Raw genomic sequence first — 17419 nt, forward strand, 5'->3', positions numbered from 1 at the left:
TCGCTATTTTAAATTACGCTTACAAACCTGTTAAGCCGTGTATTTAAAGACATAAACATAGCGAATACTATGAAAGAAAATACCCTATGATGCTCTTCAAATAGTTTAAGTCCGTAAAGCCCGATAAACTTTATTAACCACAGAGCCAACAACTTATTGTAGTAGCTAATACTAAACGGATAGACTTAATCTGACAGGCAACAATGAGCGATGAGCTGACGTTGAGGTTGACTAAATATCGTAGTTCTTGATTGGTCAAACTGCTCTTTGCGCATATATCCATGAAAATGAGCGACGCGCGCATATTGTTCTATTAAACTTTACTTTAAAGCTTTAAAAAACTTTTGGTAGTAATGCTTTAGGTTATTTGTTAAAAGTAGATGAATAAGCGTCTAGTCGGCAGAAATATGCGCGATGAGCGCACTATTAAATTGTTGAACTAATCCGCTACGCGGAGATCCTATTCTGACCATTTGAGCCACACTTACCTTGGGGTTATCCCATATTTGGAGGTAAGTCATGAATACACTCATTGAACAAGTCAAAATTGAAATAGCCTACCGTGGTTATTCACAAAGTACCTGTAAAAGTTACTGCGAGCATTTACTTAAACTCAGCCATTATTTTAATAAACCACTCGATTTAATTACTGATGATGAGCTGAATATCTTTTTTAAAGATCCCGCCATTCGCAAGCTCTCCAGAGCGAGTCAAAAAATACAAATAAACAGCATTTGGTTTTTGTTTAAGAATATTTTACACCGCCCACTGAACTTAGACATAGCCTTGCCTAAAGCAAAACCTCGGGCACCTACTTATTTATCGCGTGATGATATTCGACGACTTATAGAAAGTTGCACGGATATGCGCTTAAAAACATTGATAGTGGTGTGTTATGGATGTGGTTTGCGTATTGGCGAACTGCTGCGCATCAAAGTGCAAGACATCGATGGACAGCGTAAAACCATTTTAATTGAACAGGGTAAAGGAGATAAGTCACGCTATGTTGTTGTATCAGATAGCGTGCTAAATCAATTACGTTGCTATTGGAAAATGTATCACCCAACGGGCTGGATGTTTTATTCACGATGGTTAATGGATAAACCTATGTCACCCTCAAGCTTCAGAAAGGCATTGAAAAAACATGCACAAATGTGTGGTTTAAAGCACTGTAATCCACATGTATTACGCCATGCTTATGCAACACATCAACTTGAGTTAGGGATGCCGCTTCATCAACTTCAACATCAGCTTGGTCACAGTGACATTAGAACCACGCAAAGTTACTTACACTGGTTACCTGAATTAGGGCATGGTGGTATTGATTTACTCGCAAGTTGGGGAAACCAATGAGCGGCTTGCACCTCGCTGATATTTTAAATTCTGGCCTTGGGAATTATCGGCAGCACCACATAATGAGTTATCAGCAGTTACGAGTCTGCCAACACCTTCAATCATGCAGAACGGGTCAGCTCGGTTATCAAGCATGGCAATGTGATAACTGTAGTGAAGTACAACAAATTGGGTGTAGTTGTCGAGACCGTCATTGCCCACGTTGCCAAGGGATGGCTACGGCTAAATGGGTGCAAAAACAGCAGGAAGATTTATTACCGTGTCGGTATTTCCACCTTGTTTTTACGCTCCCGCATGAGTTAAATATCATTGCGCACTACAACCCAAACGCGTTGTATCACTGTTTATTTAAAGTCGCATGGCAAACGCTGTGTAAATTTGCGAAACGAAAGAGGCATGGTCAGTTAGGTATGACAAGCGTACTGCATACGTGGGGGCAGAACTTAAGTCAGCATATTCACCTGCATTGCTTGATACCCGCAGGTGCGCTTGATAAAGCGCAATGGCATGAAATAGAAAAAGGCTATTTATACCCCGTTAAAGCATTATCAACAGTGTTTAGAGGGAAAATGCTCGCGGCGCTCAATGAATGCGATAGTTCATTAGCGAAGATAAGTACGCCAGCCAAATGGTGCGTGTATAGCAAAGCCTGTTTAACGTACAGTGAAAAGCTAGTTAGTTACCTTGCTCGTTATACCCGAAAAGGCGTGATGTCAGAATCGCGATTAGTGTCAGCGACTGAAGAAACAGTGAGCTTTAAATACCGCGATTATGCAGATAACAACCGCGATAAAGTCATGACTCTGAGTTGTGATGAATTTTTACGGCGCTACTTACAACATGTATTGCCCAAAGGGTTTATGCGCATTCGTCACTATGGCTTTTTAGCTAATGCGTGTCGCAAGCGAAAGTTAGGGTTAATAAAGGCTCAAGTATCAGCAACCCCATGCAAAGCGGTGAAGCCGAAGGTAGAGCAAGAACGATTAATACCCCATTGGTCTTGCCAGTCATGCAAGACGGGTACCTTACGATTTATTGGTGTGATGAATTTAGATGAGGCGACAAATAAAATAGCGCGAACGAGTCAGCAGCCTTGCTTGCTGCATCAAATCAATAAGTTAACCTGCTTAATTGCTCAGGCTAATAGCGACTGTGCGAGCGAAAAATATCCTTGCTTAACGGTTAAACATTCGGTTTAATGAATAGATAATAAACGCTGAGCAATGCAGGGAAAGCTTAAATTATAATAGGTAAGCTTATTAAATTAGCTGATTTAGCTAGAGCCTCTAAAAAGCAAATTCCCATAGCATAAACAACACCAACTCTGACACACCGAGCAGGTAGCGCCTCAGTCCAACAAGCGATTATGCAACACAAACTGCGTGTCGCATAAATACTAAAGTGTTATACAAGTAGCTGATGATTAGAGATAAAGTGGTAGAAATAATTTCACAAGAAATGAATTTGCCTATTGAATCGATTTCAATGGACAGTACTTTTTTAGTCGATTTGAATATCGACGGCGATGACGCTTGGGAAGTTTTTGAGCGTTGTTATGAACAATTTAACTTAGATCTATGCAACTTGAAATTCACAGATTATTTCAGCTCAGAGCCTTGCTACAAGGGAGCTTTCTATATGTTTCGTAAGCTAAAGTTAAAAGACGAGCATTTAGTAAGGAAAAAGGAAAGATTTACTGTAGCTGATTTAGTCAATGCTTGTGAACAAGGTGATTTTGAAAAACTTGTATAACAACTCAATAAACTCACTCACTTCGTTCGCTGGGACGCATACACGCGGGGCGGCTGCGCCATTATGCCCCACATGTCTGCGCCCGTTATTGAAAAGTTACATATACAAAGTAATCCACATCATATGAATAAATTGCAGAAATGGATTTTAAAGAGCTTACTAACAAAGCCATGCCCAACTCGCATTCCAAGAACAGGTGATAGCGGTAAGCAAGTCAATTGCTATTCGATCAGTTTATATGAAGGCAATATCCCAATTATGCTGGTTAACTCTATTGATGATAACTGTCTAAGTGGCAGCCATTTTGAGGGAGGTGGTTTTCGCACCGATGCATCTATTCCTTTCAATCTAACGAAAGGATTAAATATCAGGATTGAACATTATCACGGCCTCATTACACATACATACACAGGGTTAATCGACTTCGCAATTCATGAGTGGACAAAATTTTATAGGCTCCAATCTATTTTTGCTCTAGCAAAGCATTCTGTTCCGCAGTTCTTCTTTAATAAAAAGAAACTTCAGCTTCCCAAACGAATGTCAATTCTAGAAGCAATAATTGCAAAACAATCCGAGGAGCCCGAAAAGGCATTTAGTTCTTTAGATCTTATGAGCTATATGTATTCTCTCAGGTGGTACCTTCACCCTCAGAGATCAGAGTTGCGGAAAAAGATGGATTTATATTTATCGTCATTTGAGGCTTCTGGCGAGCTTAGACGTAACGGTGGCAAACTTGAATATTTTATAACCGGGAAAGCCGTATCAACTCTTGAACAGTATCAAATAGAAACTGCCAGAGCTAAAGATGCTGAATCTTCTAATACTTGGATGCTTAGGCTTACTGCTATTTTGGCATTTTTCGCTGCATTTCAATCAGGTTTAATTACTTCACCCGCATTGATTGATTTAGGGGAGGTATGGCAATGGCTAATATCATACATGTAACAAGTCAAGGCAGCATCGCCACTACGTGGCTGGACGCGCTAACGTGCGCCGCTGCTTGAGTCGTTACGAACGTCCGCTATTGGCACTTTCTAGCCACTCGACAACATAAACGTGGTAGTCGTGTTGTTGCTAGCCAATTCATTATTTTTGTCGGATGGCGTGGCTTCGCTTATCCGACCTACACTGCCTAATAGCTATCACTTCTCCTCAAATCTTGGCACTTTTCGCTTGTCTGCTTTACTCATGGCAAGCTCTTGAATTTCTTCTTGCTTAAGTTCATCGGATTTAGTTTCTAATGATTGCTGATTAGCGTTTTCGTAGATAAGCTCAGTGAGTAGCGCAAAGTGATCAGACCCATATTTAGCTAGGCGCTTAATACGCTTTACTTTAAAACCTGGGCTGTGAAATAAGTGATCGAGTGGCCAGCGCATAAAAAAGTAACTTGCATGAAAAGTATTATAAAAACCTCGGCCTTTTCGAGGGTCTAAAAAGCCACTTATTTGCATAAACAAGCGGGTGCTGCGCGACCAAGCTACATCATTTAAATCACCGGCAACTATGGTAGGTCGTGTTGGGTTTTTAAGCGCTTTAGCGACCATTATTAGCTCCGAGTCGCGCGGGCGCGATGAGTCTTCTTCGGTTGGGCTTGGTGGTGCGGGGTGAATAAAGTGCCCTTGCATTTGTAGGCCTTCATCGTTTTCAAACAAAATATGAATTGAGGGAATATCTTTTTCTATTAGCTCACATATTTGTGCATCGAGTATTTTAAACTTGCTGTATAAGTGCATGCCGTAACGATTGTCTTTAGGGCATTCTATGTAATATGGGTAATTTTTTTTAATGACTGATAATTTATTTTCCCACCAGCTATCGCTCTCAAGCGTAATGAGTAGGTCGGGTTGATGCTCATCAACAAGGCTAATTAACTGCTCACTTTTATGGTTCGACATAAGTACATTTGCCGACATAATTCGTATGCTATGGTCGATGTGCTTAGGTGCGCTTTGCACTTCTTTTTTAGCAAGCCACGTATACGGGTAAATCCATTTACCTTGTAAAATCATTATAAGCAATGAGGTTAAGGCTATAAATACATAGCCTATTGCGCTACTTTGCCATAATAAAAATAACGAAGTAACAGTGACTAAACTGGCAATATAAAACACTTGTAAGCGCACAAAGTCGCAACTACGCACTAAATAGTGTTGGCTGTAAGACATAGGTAACAAGGTAACCAGTAAAAAAAAGCCGATGATGATAGCCAGCGCAATGAGCATTTTAATATCCTTATAAGTTAACTTAGTGAATTTAATAACTGGAATTAATTTATGAGTTTAACAAACGGGTATGAACAACGAATGAAATTGCCAGCCATTAAAATTTAAGCTAACTCATCGCTGTTTATATTGTGTTTTACAGTGACTACGCATAATAGCAGGGTCACGTAGTTTTAAGTGTTTTGTTTTGCGACCAGCATGGCGTTTACGCCAAACTTTAAAGCTACCATTTGAGATATTTTCACGCATAAAAACCACCAATTGCGGGTATTTTAATCCGTATAACTGTTCTATTGCCTCGTAAGGGGTTCTGTCTTCCCATGCCATTTCTATAATTCGTGATTGTTGCTCTGTGTTAAACATTTAGATTTGCTCAAATTGTGTTAATACGCTTTTTATATTTACTTAGATCAGTACAGTTAAACGCACCAGACTGGATAATCAAACATAATCTTCTACACTAATAAAAAAAACTGGGTTTTGGCTTAATGCGTGTAATTTTCTTTTTTATAATTTTATATTCAACACCGTTATTTGCATCGCAAAATAAAATCATACGCTGTGTTACTACTCACTACCCCCCTTTTACAATATATGACACTAACACCGAAACATTTACTGGTTTAGATATTGAATATTTAAGGTTTATTGAGCACAACCTAGAATTAAATATTGAACTAGTGCATTTACCTTGGGCACGTGTTCAAAAAGAAATGAAAAAAGATAACTTTGACTGTTATTTTTCATTAGGCAATAATCCAGAGCGTGCTAAATACTTAGACTTTACAACGGTGCCGCTGCATATAACTAAATTTGGCTTGTTTACGATTAACGATCAAAACGTTATTAATAATAATTTATCTCAAGCTGCAATATCAATGCTCAGAGGCGTTGATTTACCAGTAGAAATTGCCAAAAAGTACGCAATAGATTCAAATAATATAATGCGTTCACTTTCTAGCGAAGACACGTTTAAGCTCCTTAAAAAAGGGCGAGTGCAGTACGCTATTACAAATTACCAAGCTGGCCTTTGGTACACACAACCTTTCAAAAACATCACCTCTATTGAATTAAATGAATTTCAACTTCCTGTGTATATCGCATTTAAATTTGGAGTCATTGATACACATAAGGTCGATCAGCAAATTAAAGCTTTTCAAGCAAAGCGACTTAACAAAAACGATGACTAAATGCGTTTATCTTTATTTTATGTTCCTAAAAAAAATATCTTTAGGTGTATGATATAAACCTATCTACATAGAAATTATAAGATCTAAGCAATGTTTACAAAACTACCAAAGTGGGTTGAATATGGCGCGTTTACACTCGCATTTATAGCGGGCATAGTAAACGCTGTAGGCTTATTAGGATTTGAGCACCAGGCTATTTCGCATGTATCTGGCTCTGTTACTTTACTTGGTATTAAAGCAATAACTAATCCTAGTACTGCCTTATTGTTACTTTCAATAATTGTTAGCTTTATGTTGGGTTCGGCACTGTCGGGCTTTTTGCTCTCTGGTGGCTCATTAAAACTTGGTCGTCATTACGACACTTTGCTTTTTATTGAAGGATTGCTACTACTTGCGAGTGCTTATTTACTCAAAAACACATTCGTTTACGGCATTGTTTTAACGTCTGCTGCGTGTGGGTTACAAAATGCGCTAGCAACTAATTACAGTGGCGCAGTAGTTCGTACCACACACTTAACCGGTATTTTTACTGACCTTGGTTTAATGCTAGGTAAAGCGCTTAAAGGTGAGCAATTTGATACCCGTAAAGGCGTTATGTTTTTACTCATTATTGCAGGCTTTTTACTAGGCGGTATAACCGGCTATGTTTTATTTAAGCATTACTTAGTGCTGGCTTTGGTGTTTCCTGCTGTGGCTTGTTTTGTTTTATCAATTACGTATCGGGTTTATAGGTTACGTACGCTTTAACGCAACGAGTTTAAAAGCACATTAAAACCGCATATTATAGAGGCAATGCAATATAGATTACTTTCAAGGAATGTATGAAACCTTATTTTTTGCCGCTGTTATTACCCTTTAGTCACGCTGCGTTTGCCAATAATCAAAACAACGATGCAATAGAAACCATAACAACTACGGCATCACGTATTGAAGCGTTATCGACCCCACTCCCTTTATCAATAAGTACACTAACGCAAGCGCAGCTAAATAGCATAGCGCCTACCCATATTGAAGAAGCCCTACAACGTGTAGCGGGTGCTAATATTCAACGCGGAAATGGCCAAGAATATTTACCCGCATTGCGCTCTCCGGTACTTTCGGGCGCAGGCGCATGTGGTGGCATATTAACTTTGGAGGATGGAATACCACTGAGAGCCGCTGGGTTTTGTAACATAAACGAGTTATTTGAAGCGCACAGCGAAATGGCGCAGCGTATTGAAGTGCTAAAAGGCCCTGGCTCTGCACTTTATGGTTCAAACGCTGTGCATGGTGTTATTAATGTAATAACGCCCGACACCACACAAGGCGGTGGCTTAGTTGGTTTAGATTATGGCTCGTACGGTTATACTCGCTACAAATTACGCTCAGGGCAAGATTACGGCAACAGCGGTATCGGCATTAACGCAAGTGTTACCGACGATAGCGGTTACCGCGACGACGAAAGCGTAGAGCAACAAAAAGTAAATATTCGCCATCGCTATTCAAATAATAATTTATTACTTACCTCAGGCCTTACTTACACAAATCTTGATCAGCAAACGGCTGGATTTATTACAGGCTTTGAAAGCTATAAAAACGAAGACCTCGCGCAAAAAAACTTTGACCCTGACGCATTTAGAAAAGCACGTGCATTTAGAGCATGGAGCAATGCAACATGGCAATTAAATAACGATGATGTGCTCTCTACTACGTTATATTTTCGCGACCAAAGCATGGACTTTTTTAAGCACTTTTTACCCGGCACACCGCTTGAAACAAACAGCCAAACAGGTTTTGGCATACAATCGCTTTATCAACATAATTTACAAAGTAATATAAAAATAAACCTAGGGCTTGATGGCGAATACACGCAAGCCGATTTTACTCAAAGCCAAAATGAGCCAACTCAGGGCTCTGCATTTTTAGTTGCTACAGTGCCACAAGGTAAGCATTACGATTACGATGTAAACGCCACGCTTTATGCGCCTTTTGCATCGCTTGATTGGCAATTAAATAAGTGGTTGCTTACAGCGGGTTTACGCTACGAGCATATGCAGTACGACTACACCAATAATATGCTAGCAGGTAGAACAAAAGACGATGGCACAGAATGCGGCTTTGGTGGCTGCCGATACAGCCGCCCAGCGAGTGCTAAAAATAGTTTTAGTAATCTATCGCCAAAGCTTGGGGTTAGTTATCAGTACAATACAAATAACACGCTTTATGCAAACTTTTCTCGCGGTTACAGAGCGCCACAAGCGGCTGAGCTATACCAATTACAACGCGAGCAAACTACTGCAAATTTAAGCGCCGAAATAGCCAATAACGCAGAGCTGGGTATTAAAGGGATTTACGAACAACTACATTATGGCGTGTCTGTTTACGCTATGAGTAAACACAATACGATTTACCGCGATAGCGACTTTTTTACGGTAAATAATGGCAGCTCTCGCCATCGTGGTATTGAGCTTGAGCTTGACTACCAGCTCACCAAGTCGCTTGCGCTTAACTTTGCTGGCACTCACGCAAAGCATACTTACACTAACAACCAAATACTTAACGGTTTAAATATAAACGGCAACGACATAGATACCGCGCCGCGTAATATTGCTAATCTCGATTTAACATGGCAGGCACTCAGTAATACGCAATTTGCTTTGCAGTGGCACCGCGTTGGTAACTACTACACCGACCCAGAAAACTTAAATAAATACCAAGGGCATGATGTTTTAAGCCTACGCGCACAGTGGCAAGTTACTAGTAATCTTGAGCTACTTGCTCGTATTATTAACTTAACTGATGAGGCTTATGCAGAGCGCGCCGATTACACCAGTTTTACCGGCGACAGATACCTCCCTGGCAAACCACGTAACGCCATGCTTTCGGCAACTTACACGTGGTAGTGCTTATTTAAAGGCTAAGCTAATTTAGCTGATTTAAGTCGCTCATGTATTTCATGGGCGACTTTTTCATTACCTTTTTAAACATAGTAATAAATGCACTCACCGACTCATACCCTAATAACTCCGACACCTGCTGCACACTTTGCTTATCAGAAAGCGCTTTTAAGGCTGTAATTATATGCAATTGCGTACGCCATTTTCCAAATGTCATACCGGTTTCTTTTTTAATTAACCGCGCTAATGTGCGCTCTGTTAATGCAAACTGCTTAGCCCATTGTGGTAGTGTTTTTCGGTTATTTGGCTTGTTTATAAGCTGATCGCTCATAGTTTGAATTACCTCATTTTTAGATAATACAAAATCAAGTGGTTGTACGGGCATTTCAATAAGTTGATCAAATAACACCTGCGCTAAACGCGCTGTTTTACTATTTAAAGTATAGTGCTGATTATGCCCAGCCAACTCACACATTAGCTCTTTAACCAGCGGCGTAATAGCTAACGTACAGGTATTTAGCGGCATACCGTTTTTACTACTATCAATAAATAAATGACAAAGCTGCGCGTTATCAGACGCCCTATTGCTATGCACCTTTTGTGCTGGGATCCAAATTGCACTGTGCGTGGGCACCATCCACATTTTGGCCGACACTTCACACGTTACATAACCATGTAGCGCTAAAATTAATTGCCCTTTTGGATGGGTATGTAGTGGTATTTCGTGACTTGCATGCGCGTGCTCTATTTTGGCTATTATAGGCTGCGCCATAGTTTCAAAATTTTTAATATCGTCCCAGCCAATTGCATCAAACATAGTTTTGTCTGTTTTTAGTTATTTAATGTCATTATCTCTAAATTATAGTTTTTGCTAAGCCTTTATACTAGCGCCCATTAAGTATTAGCTTTAATGGTCTTCCCTTTTGTTAAATAACACACCTAAATCACGCTTTGCTGGCATATTACTTGTGCTTGGCATATTACTTATTGCCGCAAATTTACGCGCCACATTTACAGGTATTGCACCTGTGCTTGAACAAATTATTAATCACTTTGGGCTTAGCGCATCGCAAGCTGGTTTTTTAACAACATTGCCACTCATTGCCTTTGCGGTTGTATCGCCAATGGCCGCAACTCTTGCTAAAAAGCAAGGGTTAGAGCGCACCTTGTTTGTGGCTTTGTTATTTATACTTGCAGGGGTTGCAGCGCGGGTAATAAATACCTCAGCTATGCTTTTTGTAGGCACCGCTATTATTGGTGTGGGCATTGCCATCGCAAACGTATTATTACCAAGTTTAATTAAGCGCGACTTTCCTGCAAAGGTTGCATTAATGACCTCAGCCTACGTGCTTACTATGGGCGTGGTATCGGGTGGGTTTTCTACTTTAGTATTTCCACTTAGTCAGTTAAACGGATTAGGATGGCAACTTGCGCTGGGCTCATCAGCTATTATTACTCTGGCGAGTATTATTGTATGGATGTCGCAATTAAGTAAGCACACAAAACCCGCGAGTATTGCTCAACACACCGACACGTCAAAAAGTGTTTGGCGCTATTTACTAGCATGGCAAATTACCCTACTGCTGGGCTTAAACTCGTTTTTAAATTATATAATTATTACGTGGTTACCAAGCATATTAACCGAAACCGGTCACTCAGCTACCCAAGCAGGTGCTTATCATGGGGCTTTTCAAATAGCGACTGCATTACCGGGTTTAATATTAATTCCGTTACTTGCCAAATTAAAAGATCAAAGCGCGCTTAGCTTTATTTTAGCCATGTTGAGTGCACTCAGTGCTTTGGGGCTGCTTTACATGCCTAGCTTTGCTTTTGTTTGGACCCTAATGCTGGGCTTTTGCTCTGGGGCATGTTTTATATTGGGGCTGTCGTTTATTAGTTTACGAACTGACGATTCGCAACAAGCAGCGTCGCTTTCAGGTATGTCGCAAAGCGTAGGTTATTTGCTCGCGGCTATTGGTCCTATGCTAGCTGGTGCATTACACACGACTACGGGAAGTTGGAGTGCGCCATTGTGGTTGTGCGCTATTGCCGGAGTACTGTGTGCTTTGTGTGGTTTGGGCAGTGGTAAAAGCACCACTTTAGCTAAATCAGCTAACTAGCTGCTGTAACCACGAAAATAAACCAGACGAAGGTTTACTACTCGCGTGCTTTTGCTCATAGCGTTTATTCGTTGCTTCGCGCTGTTCACGGCGCTCTTGTGCTAAATTAGCTTTTGCAGCAAAACGCCAGCGCTGCTCTTGAGTAAGCTCATCATTAAAACTAATGGCTGTTTTTTTCACTGCTCGGCTGCTTTTAGGTGAACTACACATATTATTCTCCAAATGACTGACTTATAAGTAGACAGTCATTTGGTTAAATAAATTTCAAACCGCTTACTAAAAAGTAATACTGATAACCCCAACTAACTAGTTTTGTGGGGTTGTATCAAACGCAGGTACTTCGTGTAAGCCGTTCAACCAGCTCAATGTTGATTTAGCCCAAATTTGTGCTGTTGGCGTAAACTGCTCACGCTGATCAACCGCACCAATACGCAAGCCATATACACGGTCAGCTTTAGCTTCGTTAGTTGCATAAAGTGTTGTACCACATGTACCACAAAAACCTTGCGCACGCTTGTTACCGCTTTGCGCTGTTTTAACAAACTCTTTTGGCTCCCCTTGGGTAAACACGACCGAATTTGGCTCTGCAATTATAACTGCTCTAAATGGGCCGCTCGACATACGTTGGCAATCGCTACAATGGCAAACAAGTGCGTTGTTATTTTGAGACTTTGCTTGGTATTTAATTTCACCACAGTAACAGCTTCCAGTAATTTCCATTATTTAAATCCTTAATGCTTATGAAGATTGAATCGAGATATAAGACCGGCAATATCGATTCATTATTTTTAAAATATAAAAAAACTGCTCGCCGGTTCATTTGTATGTTCGGTTAGATTTTTAATTTTTGAGAGTGATTTTTTAAAAGTTGAGCAAGTGCTAAAAACATGATCCGATGTTTTAAATAAAACAGCAATACCACGTTAAGCTAATAGCGTAACGTGGTGTGTTTAAGCTATCTTTTATGTGCGTTTAAATAATCAACAGCTAACAGGCTAAGCGCCTTAGTGCCTACTTTAAACGATGATTCGTCGGCATAAAAATAAGGTGAATGATTACTAGCCACTGTATTTAAATCTTGCTCACTTGGTGTGCCGCCTAAAAATACAAATACACTTGGCACTTCTAATGCGTAAAACGAAAAGTCTTCTGCGCCAGTTATTTTTCCCATTTCAACTACGTTTTCATTACCTGCTGCTTTTTTAAGGCTAGGTAACATTTGCGCAGTTAACTTTGGGTTATTAATCGTTACCGGATAACCTTCGTGAATGTGTACCTCTGCAGTAGCACCTGACGATTTAGCAATGTGCGTGGCTGTGGTTTTTATTTTTTCAAATATTTGTGCTCGGTTATCCATATCAAAGTTACGAATTGTGCCTACCATTTCGACTTCTTCAGGAATAATATTATTACGTACCCCACCCGCTATCTTACCAAACGAGACAATAGCAGGCTCTTTGGTAATGTTGATTTGGCGACTAACAATATGATTTACGCCTGTTACTATTTGCGCAGCTGCGGCAATGGGGTCAACCCCAGTCCACGGTGCAGAGCCGTGTGCCTGCTTGCCATGTACTGTTATTTCAAATCGGTCTGCACTGGCCATTGCAGGGCCACTTCTATAACCAATTTTACCGCTGTGCAAACTAGATGTTATGTGTAACCCAAAAGCAGCCTCTGGTTTGTATTGTTTAAATATGCCTTCTTTAAGCATTAGCTCAGCGCCACCCTCTTCCCCCTCTGGTGCGCCTTCTTCTGCAGGCTGAAATACAAACATAATATTACCGTGTAGCTCATCTTTCATGTTTGCAAGCACTTGTGCAGCGCCCATTAGCATAGCCACGTGTGTGTCGTGACCACAAGCATGCATTATGCCTACATCTACACCACGGTAATTAGTGGTTTTAGTTGATTTAAAATCAACATCTGCTTTTTCAGTAACTGGCAGCGCGTCCATATCTGCGCGTAGCATTACTGTCGGGCCTGGCTTTGCACCTTTTAATAGCCCCACAACACCTGTATAAGCAATCCCTGTTTGTACTTCCATACCCAGCGACTTTAAGTGCTTAGCGACAATACCTGCTGTGCGGGTTTCGCGATTTCCAAGCTCAGGGTTTTGATGAAAATCACGTCGCCAATCAATAACCTGTTGCTCTATCTTTTTCACTTGCTGATCAATGTTTGCATTGGCATTAAACGCACTAAGGGCAGCAAAGCCCAGCGCTATTGAAATTAGTGATTTTTTCATCCTGTTTGTCCTTATTATATTTATTGGTTTTATAATATTGATGAGCACGAGCCCTTATGTATTATTGAGAACATAATTAGTTTGCTCTATAACCACTATTACTGAAGGCTCTACAATAATCAATCCCATTTAAGCTAGATGACCAACTATGAAGGGCCACTTCACTTTTCACTGGTTTTATCTATTTTTAGTTTGAAGTTTTAGCGCTAATTAAGCCTACCACTTTTGCTTTTGTTGATTTAAAAATGGCATTGAATAGTCAACCAACGCACGTAAAGTGAGTTTTAATAAGCGCGGTGGTGGATAGAAGAAGCTAGAGAGTAATAGCCTTGGTACATAATTGCTATTCAGATTATAAAATAAGAATAGCAATGTAAGACCTCCTAATGTTGGAGGTAATTATTTATAAGCATTCGCATTTTTAATGCTGTCAAAATCGTTAAAGCGCACGTTGTGTTGTGCCATTACTTTAAGTACTTTTTCACTTAACATTTGACGTAAATAAAATGGCTGATTTGGCACAAAATGATGAATGGTATGCGTTTTACCAAAGTTAAAACAAAACAAGTGAAACGGCATAAATAAACGACTCGTTAGCACGTGTGTTTGCTCTAGCATGTTATTAACGCCGCCATAGTAATGCATGCTTGAGGTAACAAAGTTAAGCGAGCTTGAACGAATAATATTAGGCACAATGAGCACAACCATTAAAAATTCAAACACGTTCATTATACCTAGTACCCAGCTAGGTGAATTTAGCGAAAGTGGTATAAATAAATCAACAATATGAAATAAAATAACGCTGTATAAAATAGCAAAATACGCAGTTGTTACCGGAAACCCAGCATTAAAAACACTCGAAAAACTAAAGCCATTAATTTCTTTTCTAAAACGTTTGGTAGAAATAACTAACCCTAATAACCCATCTACAATAACTAGCGCACGTAAAAATGGATTTTTAATACCGTTTCCCACCAAGCGTTCTTCTAGGTCTTGTTGTGTGCCGGAAGTTTTGTGATGGTGTAAATGCATTTTACGTCGGTACCATGGGCTAATAGTATTTGGCCGCATTAACCATACTACTAACATCATAAAATTATGCATGAAAGGCTGATTACTAAAGTATTGTTTATGTATAAGGTCGTGCTCTAACTCATGGGAAATAGACGCAGCAATAGCCGCAAATACTATACATACCCAAGCGGGTATTAGGGCTAAATAATATAAAACACCAACACCAATTAATGCGCTAAGCGACAGCAATAAAATAATTAACCCTAAGGTATTTTGATGTGCAAGTAATGGGTGTTTTTGACGAAGTAACACTTCTTCTGCCTTGATTGCTTTAACAATCGCTTGAATGTTCTGTTTGGCACTTAATTGAGTCATGATGATGTCTTAAAAAACTTGATGTACAAATAATACCTGAATTAAGCGAAACATCGAAAAAAACGACAATAAAAAATTACAATACGCTTGATGCTAAAGTGTGCTTTCGCACAGCAATAAATACAATAATAACGAGACCACACACGACTAAACTCATACCTACTATATTTTATATTCAACTACTCTGGCTTTAATCACATGATTTTCGAGATCCAAACATCTAATTAGGGACACCTTTGCCTGTAATGCTCTGTAATACATATTTAGCTGCAATCGTTCTACACTTTCCTTAGTTAACCTGAGTTCTGGATAATAAATCAATCTCAAGCAACTATTTTCAGCGCTAACTGAGTTGAATTCATTTGAATCAGATCCGCTATTAGCGGTGAATTCACCTTATTTTCACTGAAAAAACCTAACTATAAAAAAATATCAATACAGTTCAATATGTTAGTAAATCTTTACCCGGGTTTTAGGTTAGTTAGTGAATAACCACTAAATATTGTTTATACACACTTAAAAAGGAAGATTAAAATGTCTAACGAAAGCTTATATCTGGTTAAACTACAGTTTAAATCTGGCGTTGTTGGTGGTGGTTCTATGGAATTACAATTATCAGTAGATCCAAAAACAGGAGCATTAAATGGTAGAGCAAATGGGGCCATTTTAGAGGGAACTCAGCATTCGCCGCAATTTACTTCTAGCGCATCAGGGCATATGCATGCAACAGGTTACAATGACGTAACCAAAGTTGGTGCAGTCACAGGCCAAGCCATTGTATCCTTCCCACCACCTGCAATTGGTAGCTATCAGTCGCCATTCACGGCAAGCTTCGCAGTAGATAATCAATGGAATGGTAAAGGTAGCTTTTCGGTTGGTGATAATACTTACCAAGGCCAAGTAAGTTTAATCGACTAATATAAAGAAAATATTTTTAACGGCACTTAATACATTTAAGTGCCGCTGTTACAGTCTTGCAAAACCCCCTCATTACAACAAAAATAAACAGCACGTAAGTAAAGCAATCAAAAGTTAAAACAGAGTACTTAAACTATACCGTTCTGCTTATTGTATGGGGCCTATTTTTAGGTAAAAAACCTTGCCGATAACAAGGCAAAAACTCCGTTATTTAATTGTTCTCGGCAATTGATCTTACATTGCTCTACTTTCTGCATACATGGAGTCGTAAGGCAGAAATTTCAAATGCAGTTGGTATCAGGTTTAATCCCTAAAATTAATTAAGAATTATCACGAATTGATATTATATCTGCGCTATATTATTAGTAATACTTTAAGCTAATCACTCAAAATTCAGGCATAAAAAAACCCCTGCTAAATCTAGCAGGGGCTATAAAAAGTGGTACCAGCGGCCGGACTCGAACCGGCACTCCTTTCGGAAGGGGATTTTGAATCCCCCATGTCTACCAATTTCATCACGCTGGCGTCATTTTTCTTTAACCTTCTAAACACGAGAAGATAAAGAAAAACCACTTTAGAGCTAAGGTTTGTTTATATGCCTTCGTCTCTATGCCAAGCATTATACAAACAATACATGCAGCAGCAAGCGTTTTATGGCATTAGCATGTTCAACCGCTTAACATTTAGCCATCTATTAACATTTACAAAAGAGATTGTTAGGTTAAATAGTATCGCTAAACTATAGCACTTAGTATTTGTAAGCTTTTTTGCTAAACTAGCGAGCATATTAATAGTGAGAGTGTCTTTATGTCTGGTAAGTTTCCACGGGCGAGTTTTTGGCGTCGTTTTGCGTCTTTAATTTACGATGCCTTAGTCGTAATTTCTTTATCTATGCTTACAGCCATACTTTATTTTGCAGTAATTCAAGGACTAAGTGCCTTGGGTTTTATTGCTCAAGCAGAAGATCCTGCAGCTTATATACAGGATTCCCCACTGCTATACGGTATTAGAAGTACGTTATTTGTAGGTATAAACATTTTCTTTTTTGCTTACTTTTGGACTAAAAGTGGCCAAACCATTGGTATGCGCGCATGGCGTTTAAAAGTACAAACACTCGACGGGAACCTTATTAGCTGGCCTCAAGCGATTATCCGCTGTGTAAGCTCACTACTTGGGTTAGGCAATTTAGTGGTGTTAGTTGATTTTAAAAACAAAAATGCATTACAAGATTATATTTCTAAAACTGAAGTAATTGCACTGACAAAAGAAGAAAACAAGCGTATTTATCGTGAGCTAGATTGAACCTATATCACTTATTTTAAAGTAAAAAAGCGTGGCTACTGTCACGCTT

The 17419-nt window shown here is 39.5% G+C and carries 16 protein-coding genes, 1 tRNA gene and 1 pseudogene; 10 read left to right on the plus strand and 8 right to left on the minus strand.

Translation table 11 applies throughout. The features are described 5' to 3' along the window. Positions 1 to 519: 519 nt before the first annotated feature. From DO88_RS16135 to DO88_RS16120, 4 genes and pseudogenes are all read left to right on the plus strand, one after another. Positions 520 to 1353: a tyrosine-type recombinase/integrase gene (locus DO88_RS16135; RefSeq protein WP_033038011.1), complete on the plus strand. Its 834-nt coding sequence runs from the start codon at positions 520 to 522 to the stop codon at positions 1351 to 1353. Next, positions 1350 to 2399, plus strand: a pseudogene (locus DO88_RS16130) (IS91 family transposase); the annotation flags it as partial. The gene DO88_RS16135 and the pseudogene DO88_RS16130, both read left to right, overlap by 4 nt. Positions 2400 to 2772: 373 nt before the next feature. Beyond that, positions 2773 to 3105, plus strand: coding sequence for a DUF1493 family protein (locus tag DO88_RS16125; RefSeq protein ID WP_033038013.1), 333 nt, complete (start codon positions 2773 to 2775; stop codon positions 3103 to 3105). Between the two features lie 72 nt (positions 3106 to 3177). Then, positions 3178 to 4050: a hypothetical protein gene (locus DO88_RS16120; RefSeq protein WP_050482416.1), complete on the plus strand. Its 873-nt coding sequence runs from the start codon at positions 3178 to 3180 to the stop codon at positions 4048 to 4050. Between the two features lie 197 nt (positions 4051 to 4247). On the opposite strand, the gene DO88_RS16115 is transcribed toward DO88_RS16120, so the two are convergent. Together DO88_RS16115 and DO88_RS16110 are read right to left on the minus strand one after the other, a co-directional pair. Then, positions 4248 to 5327: an endonuclease/exonuclease/phosphatase family protein gene (locus tag DO88_RS16115; protein WP_033038015.1), complete on the minus strand. Its 1080-nt coding sequence runs from the start codon at positions 5325 to 5327 to the stop codon at positions 4248 to 4250. 114 nt (positions 5328 to 5441) lie between these two features. Then, entirely contained in the window at positions 5442 to 5690 is a 249-nt protein-coding gene (locus DO88_RS16110) for a TIGR03643 family protein (protein ID WP_033038018.1), read from the minus strand. Positions 5691 to 5815: 125 nt separating this feature from the next. Here DO88_RS16110 and DO88_RS16105 point away from each other — a divergent pair, with 125 nt between their 5' ends. The 3 genes from DO88_RS16105 to DO88_RS16095 all read left to right on the plus strand — a co-directional run bounded on the left by DO88_RS16105 (position 5816) and on the right by DO88_RS16095 (position 9399). Beyond that, positions 5816 to 6517: a substrate-binding periplasmic protein gene (locus DO88_RS16105; RefSeq protein WP_007377049.1), complete on the plus strand. Its 702-nt coding sequence runs from the start codon at positions 5816 to 5818 to the stop codon at positions 6515 to 6517. A gap of 90 nt (positions 6518 to 6607) precedes the next feature. Next, the gene (locus tag DO88_RS16100; RefSeq protein ID WP_007377050.1) at positions 6608 to 7264 is read left to right on the plus strand and encodes a YoaK family protein; all 657 of its coding nucleotides are present in this window, start codon (positions 6608 to 6610) and stop codon (positions 7262 to 7264) included. 74 nt (positions 7265 to 7338) lie between these two features. Continuing rightward, positions 7339 to 9399, plus strand: coding sequence for a TonB-dependent receptor (locus tag DO88_RS16095; protein WP_033038021.1), 2061 nt, complete (start codon positions 7339 to 7341; stop codon positions 9397 to 9399). A gap of 19 nt (positions 9400 to 9418) precedes the next feature. On the opposite strand, the gene DO88_RS16090 is transcribed toward DO88_RS16095, so the two are convergent. Continuing rightward, positions 9419 to 10210 carry an AraC family transcriptional regulator gene (locus DO88_RS16090; RefSeq protein ID WP_033038023.1) on the minus strand — a complete coding sequence of 264 codons (792 nt, stop codon included), beginning with the start codon at positions 10208 to 10210 and terminating at the stop codon, positions 9419 to 9421. Between the two features lie 106 nt (positions 10211 to 10316). Between DO88_RS16090 and DO88_RS16085 the strand changes: the two genes are divergently transcribed. Beyond that, the gene (locus DO88_RS16085; protein ID WP_033038024.1) at positions 10317 to 11513 is read left to right on the plus strand and encodes an MFS transporter; all 1197 of its coding nucleotides are present in this window, start codon (positions 10317 to 10319) and stop codon (positions 11511 to 11513) included. Here the strand turns inward: DO88_RS16085 and DO88_RS16080 are convergent. From DO88_RS16080 to DO88_RS16065, 4 genes are all read right to left on the minus strand, one after another. Then, positions 11502 to 11723 (minus strand): hypothetical protein, encoded by a 222-nt coding sequence (locus DO88_RS16080; protein WP_033038026.1) that lies wholly within the window; start codon positions 11721 to 11723, stop codon positions 11502 to 11504. The genes DO88_RS16085 and DO88_RS16080 overlap by 12 nt on opposite strands. Before the next feature lie 96 nt (positions 11724 to 11819). Then, complete coding sequence (locus DO88_RS16075) at positions 11820 to 12233, minus strand: GFA family protein (protein WP_033038028.1); 414 nt, start codon at positions 12231 to 12233, stop codon at positions 11820 to 11822. 235 nt (positions 12234 to 12468) lie between these two features. Then, a complete protein-coding gene (locus tag DO88_RS16070; protein WP_002958068.1) occupies positions 12469 to 13761 on the minus strand; it encodes an amidohydrolase in 1293 nt (430 codons plus the stop codon). A gap of 399 nt (positions 13762 to 14160) precedes the next feature. After that, positions 14161 to 15150 carry a fatty acid desaturase gene (locus tag DO88_RS16065; protein ID WP_007377057.1) on the minus strand — a complete coding sequence of 330 codons (990 nt, stop codon included), beginning with the start codon at positions 15148 to 15150 and terminating at the stop codon, positions 14161 to 14163. Positions 15151 to 15684: 534 nt separating this feature from the next. On the opposite strand from DO88_RS16065, the gene DO88_RS16060 reads away from it, so the two are divergent. Further along, entirely contained in the window at positions 15685 to 16068 is a 384-nt protein-coding gene (locus DO88_RS16060; protein ID WP_007377058.1) for a DUF1842 domain-containing protein, read from the plus strand. Positions 16069 to 16508: 440 nt separating this feature from the next. Here DO88_RS16060 and DO88_RS16055 read toward each other — a convergent pair. Beyond that, positions 16509 to 16593: transfer RNA gene (locus DO88_RS16055), tRNA-Leu, on the minus strand. Positions 16594 to 16875: 282 nt separating this feature from the next. On the opposite strand from DO88_RS16055, the gene DO88_RS16050 reads away from it, so the two are divergent. Further along, positions 16876 to 17370: an RDD family protein gene (locus DO88_RS16050; RefSeq protein ID WP_007377060.1), complete on the plus strand. Its 495-nt coding sequence runs from the start codon at positions 16876 to 16878 to the stop codon at positions 17368 to 17370. Positions 17371 to 17419: the final 49 nt, after the last annotated feature.

The organism is Pseudoalteromonas sp. S3431, from assembly GCF_000690035.1.
Taxonomy (GTDB): domain Bacteria; phylum Pseudomonadota; class Gammaproteobacteria; order Enterobacterales; family Alteromonadaceae; genus Pseudoalteromonas; species Pseudoalteromonas fuliginea.

What these genes read in the sequence shown, in the direction of transcription:
- DO88_RS16135 (WP_033038011.1), top strand. Translation starts at nt 520, where the DNA reads ATGAATACACTCATTGAACAAGTCAAAATTGAAATAGCCTACCGTGGT.
- DO88_RS16095 (WP_033038021.1), top strand. Translation starts at nt 7,339, where the DNA reads ATGAAACCTTATTTTTTGCCGCTGTTATTACCCTTTAGTCACGCTGCG.
- DO88_RS16075 (WP_033038028.1), bottom strand. Translation starts at nt 12,233, where the DNA reads ATGGAAATTACTGGAAGCTGTTACTGTGGTGAAATTAAATACCAAGCA.
- DO88_RS16090 (WP_033038023.1), bottom strand. Translation starts at nt 10,210, where the DNA reads ATGTTTGATGCAATTGGCTGGGACGATATTAAAAATTTTGAAACTATG.
- DO88_RS16080 (WP_033038026.1), bottom strand. Translation starts at nt 11,723, where the DNA reads ATGTGTAGTTCACCTAAAAGCAGCCGAGCAGTGAAAAAAACAGCCATT.
- DO88_RS16050 (WP_007377060.1), top strand. Translation starts at nt 16,876, where the DNA reads ATGTCTGGTAAGTTTCCACGGGCGAGTTTTTGGCGTCGTTTTGCGTCT.
- DO88_RS16125 (WP_033038013.1), top strand. Translation starts at nt 2,773, where the DNA reads ATGATTAGAGATAAAGTGGTAGAAATAATTTCACAAGAAATGAATTTG.
- DO88_RS16060 (WP_007377058.1), top strand. Translation starts at nt 15,685, where the DNA reads ATGTCTAACGAAAGCTTATATCTGGTTAAACTACAGTTTAAATCTGGC.
- DO88_RS16070 (WP_002958068.1), bottom strand. Translation starts at nt 13,761, where the DNA reads ATGAAAAAATCACTAATTTCAATAGCGCTGGGCTTTGCTGCCCTTAGT.
- DO88_RS16110 (WP_033038018.1), bottom strand. Translation starts at nt 5,690, where the DNA reads ATGTTTAACACAGAGCAACAATCACGAATTATAGAAATGGCATGGGAA.
- DO88_RS16100 (WP_007377050.1), top strand. Translation starts at nt 6,608, where the DNA reads ATGTTTACAAAACTACCAAAGTGGGTTGAATATGGCGCGTTTACACTC.
- DO88_RS16120 (WP_050482416.1), top strand. Translation starts at nt 3,178, where the DNA reads ATGTCTGCGCCCGTTATTGAAAAGTTACATATACAAAGTAATCCACAT.
- DO88_RS16065 (WP_007377057.1), bottom strand. Translation starts at nt 15,150, where the DNA reads ATGACTCAATTAAGTGCCAAACAGAACATTCAAGCGATTGTTAAAGCA.
- DO88_RS16115 (WP_033038015.1), bottom strand. Translation starts at nt 5,327, where the DNA reads ATGCTCATTGCGCTGGCTATCATCATCGGCTTTTTTTTACTGGTTACC.
- DO88_RS16105 (WP_007377049.1), top strand. Translation starts at nt 5,816, where the DNA reads ATGCGTGTAATTTTCTTTTTTATAATTTTATATTCAACACCGTTATTT.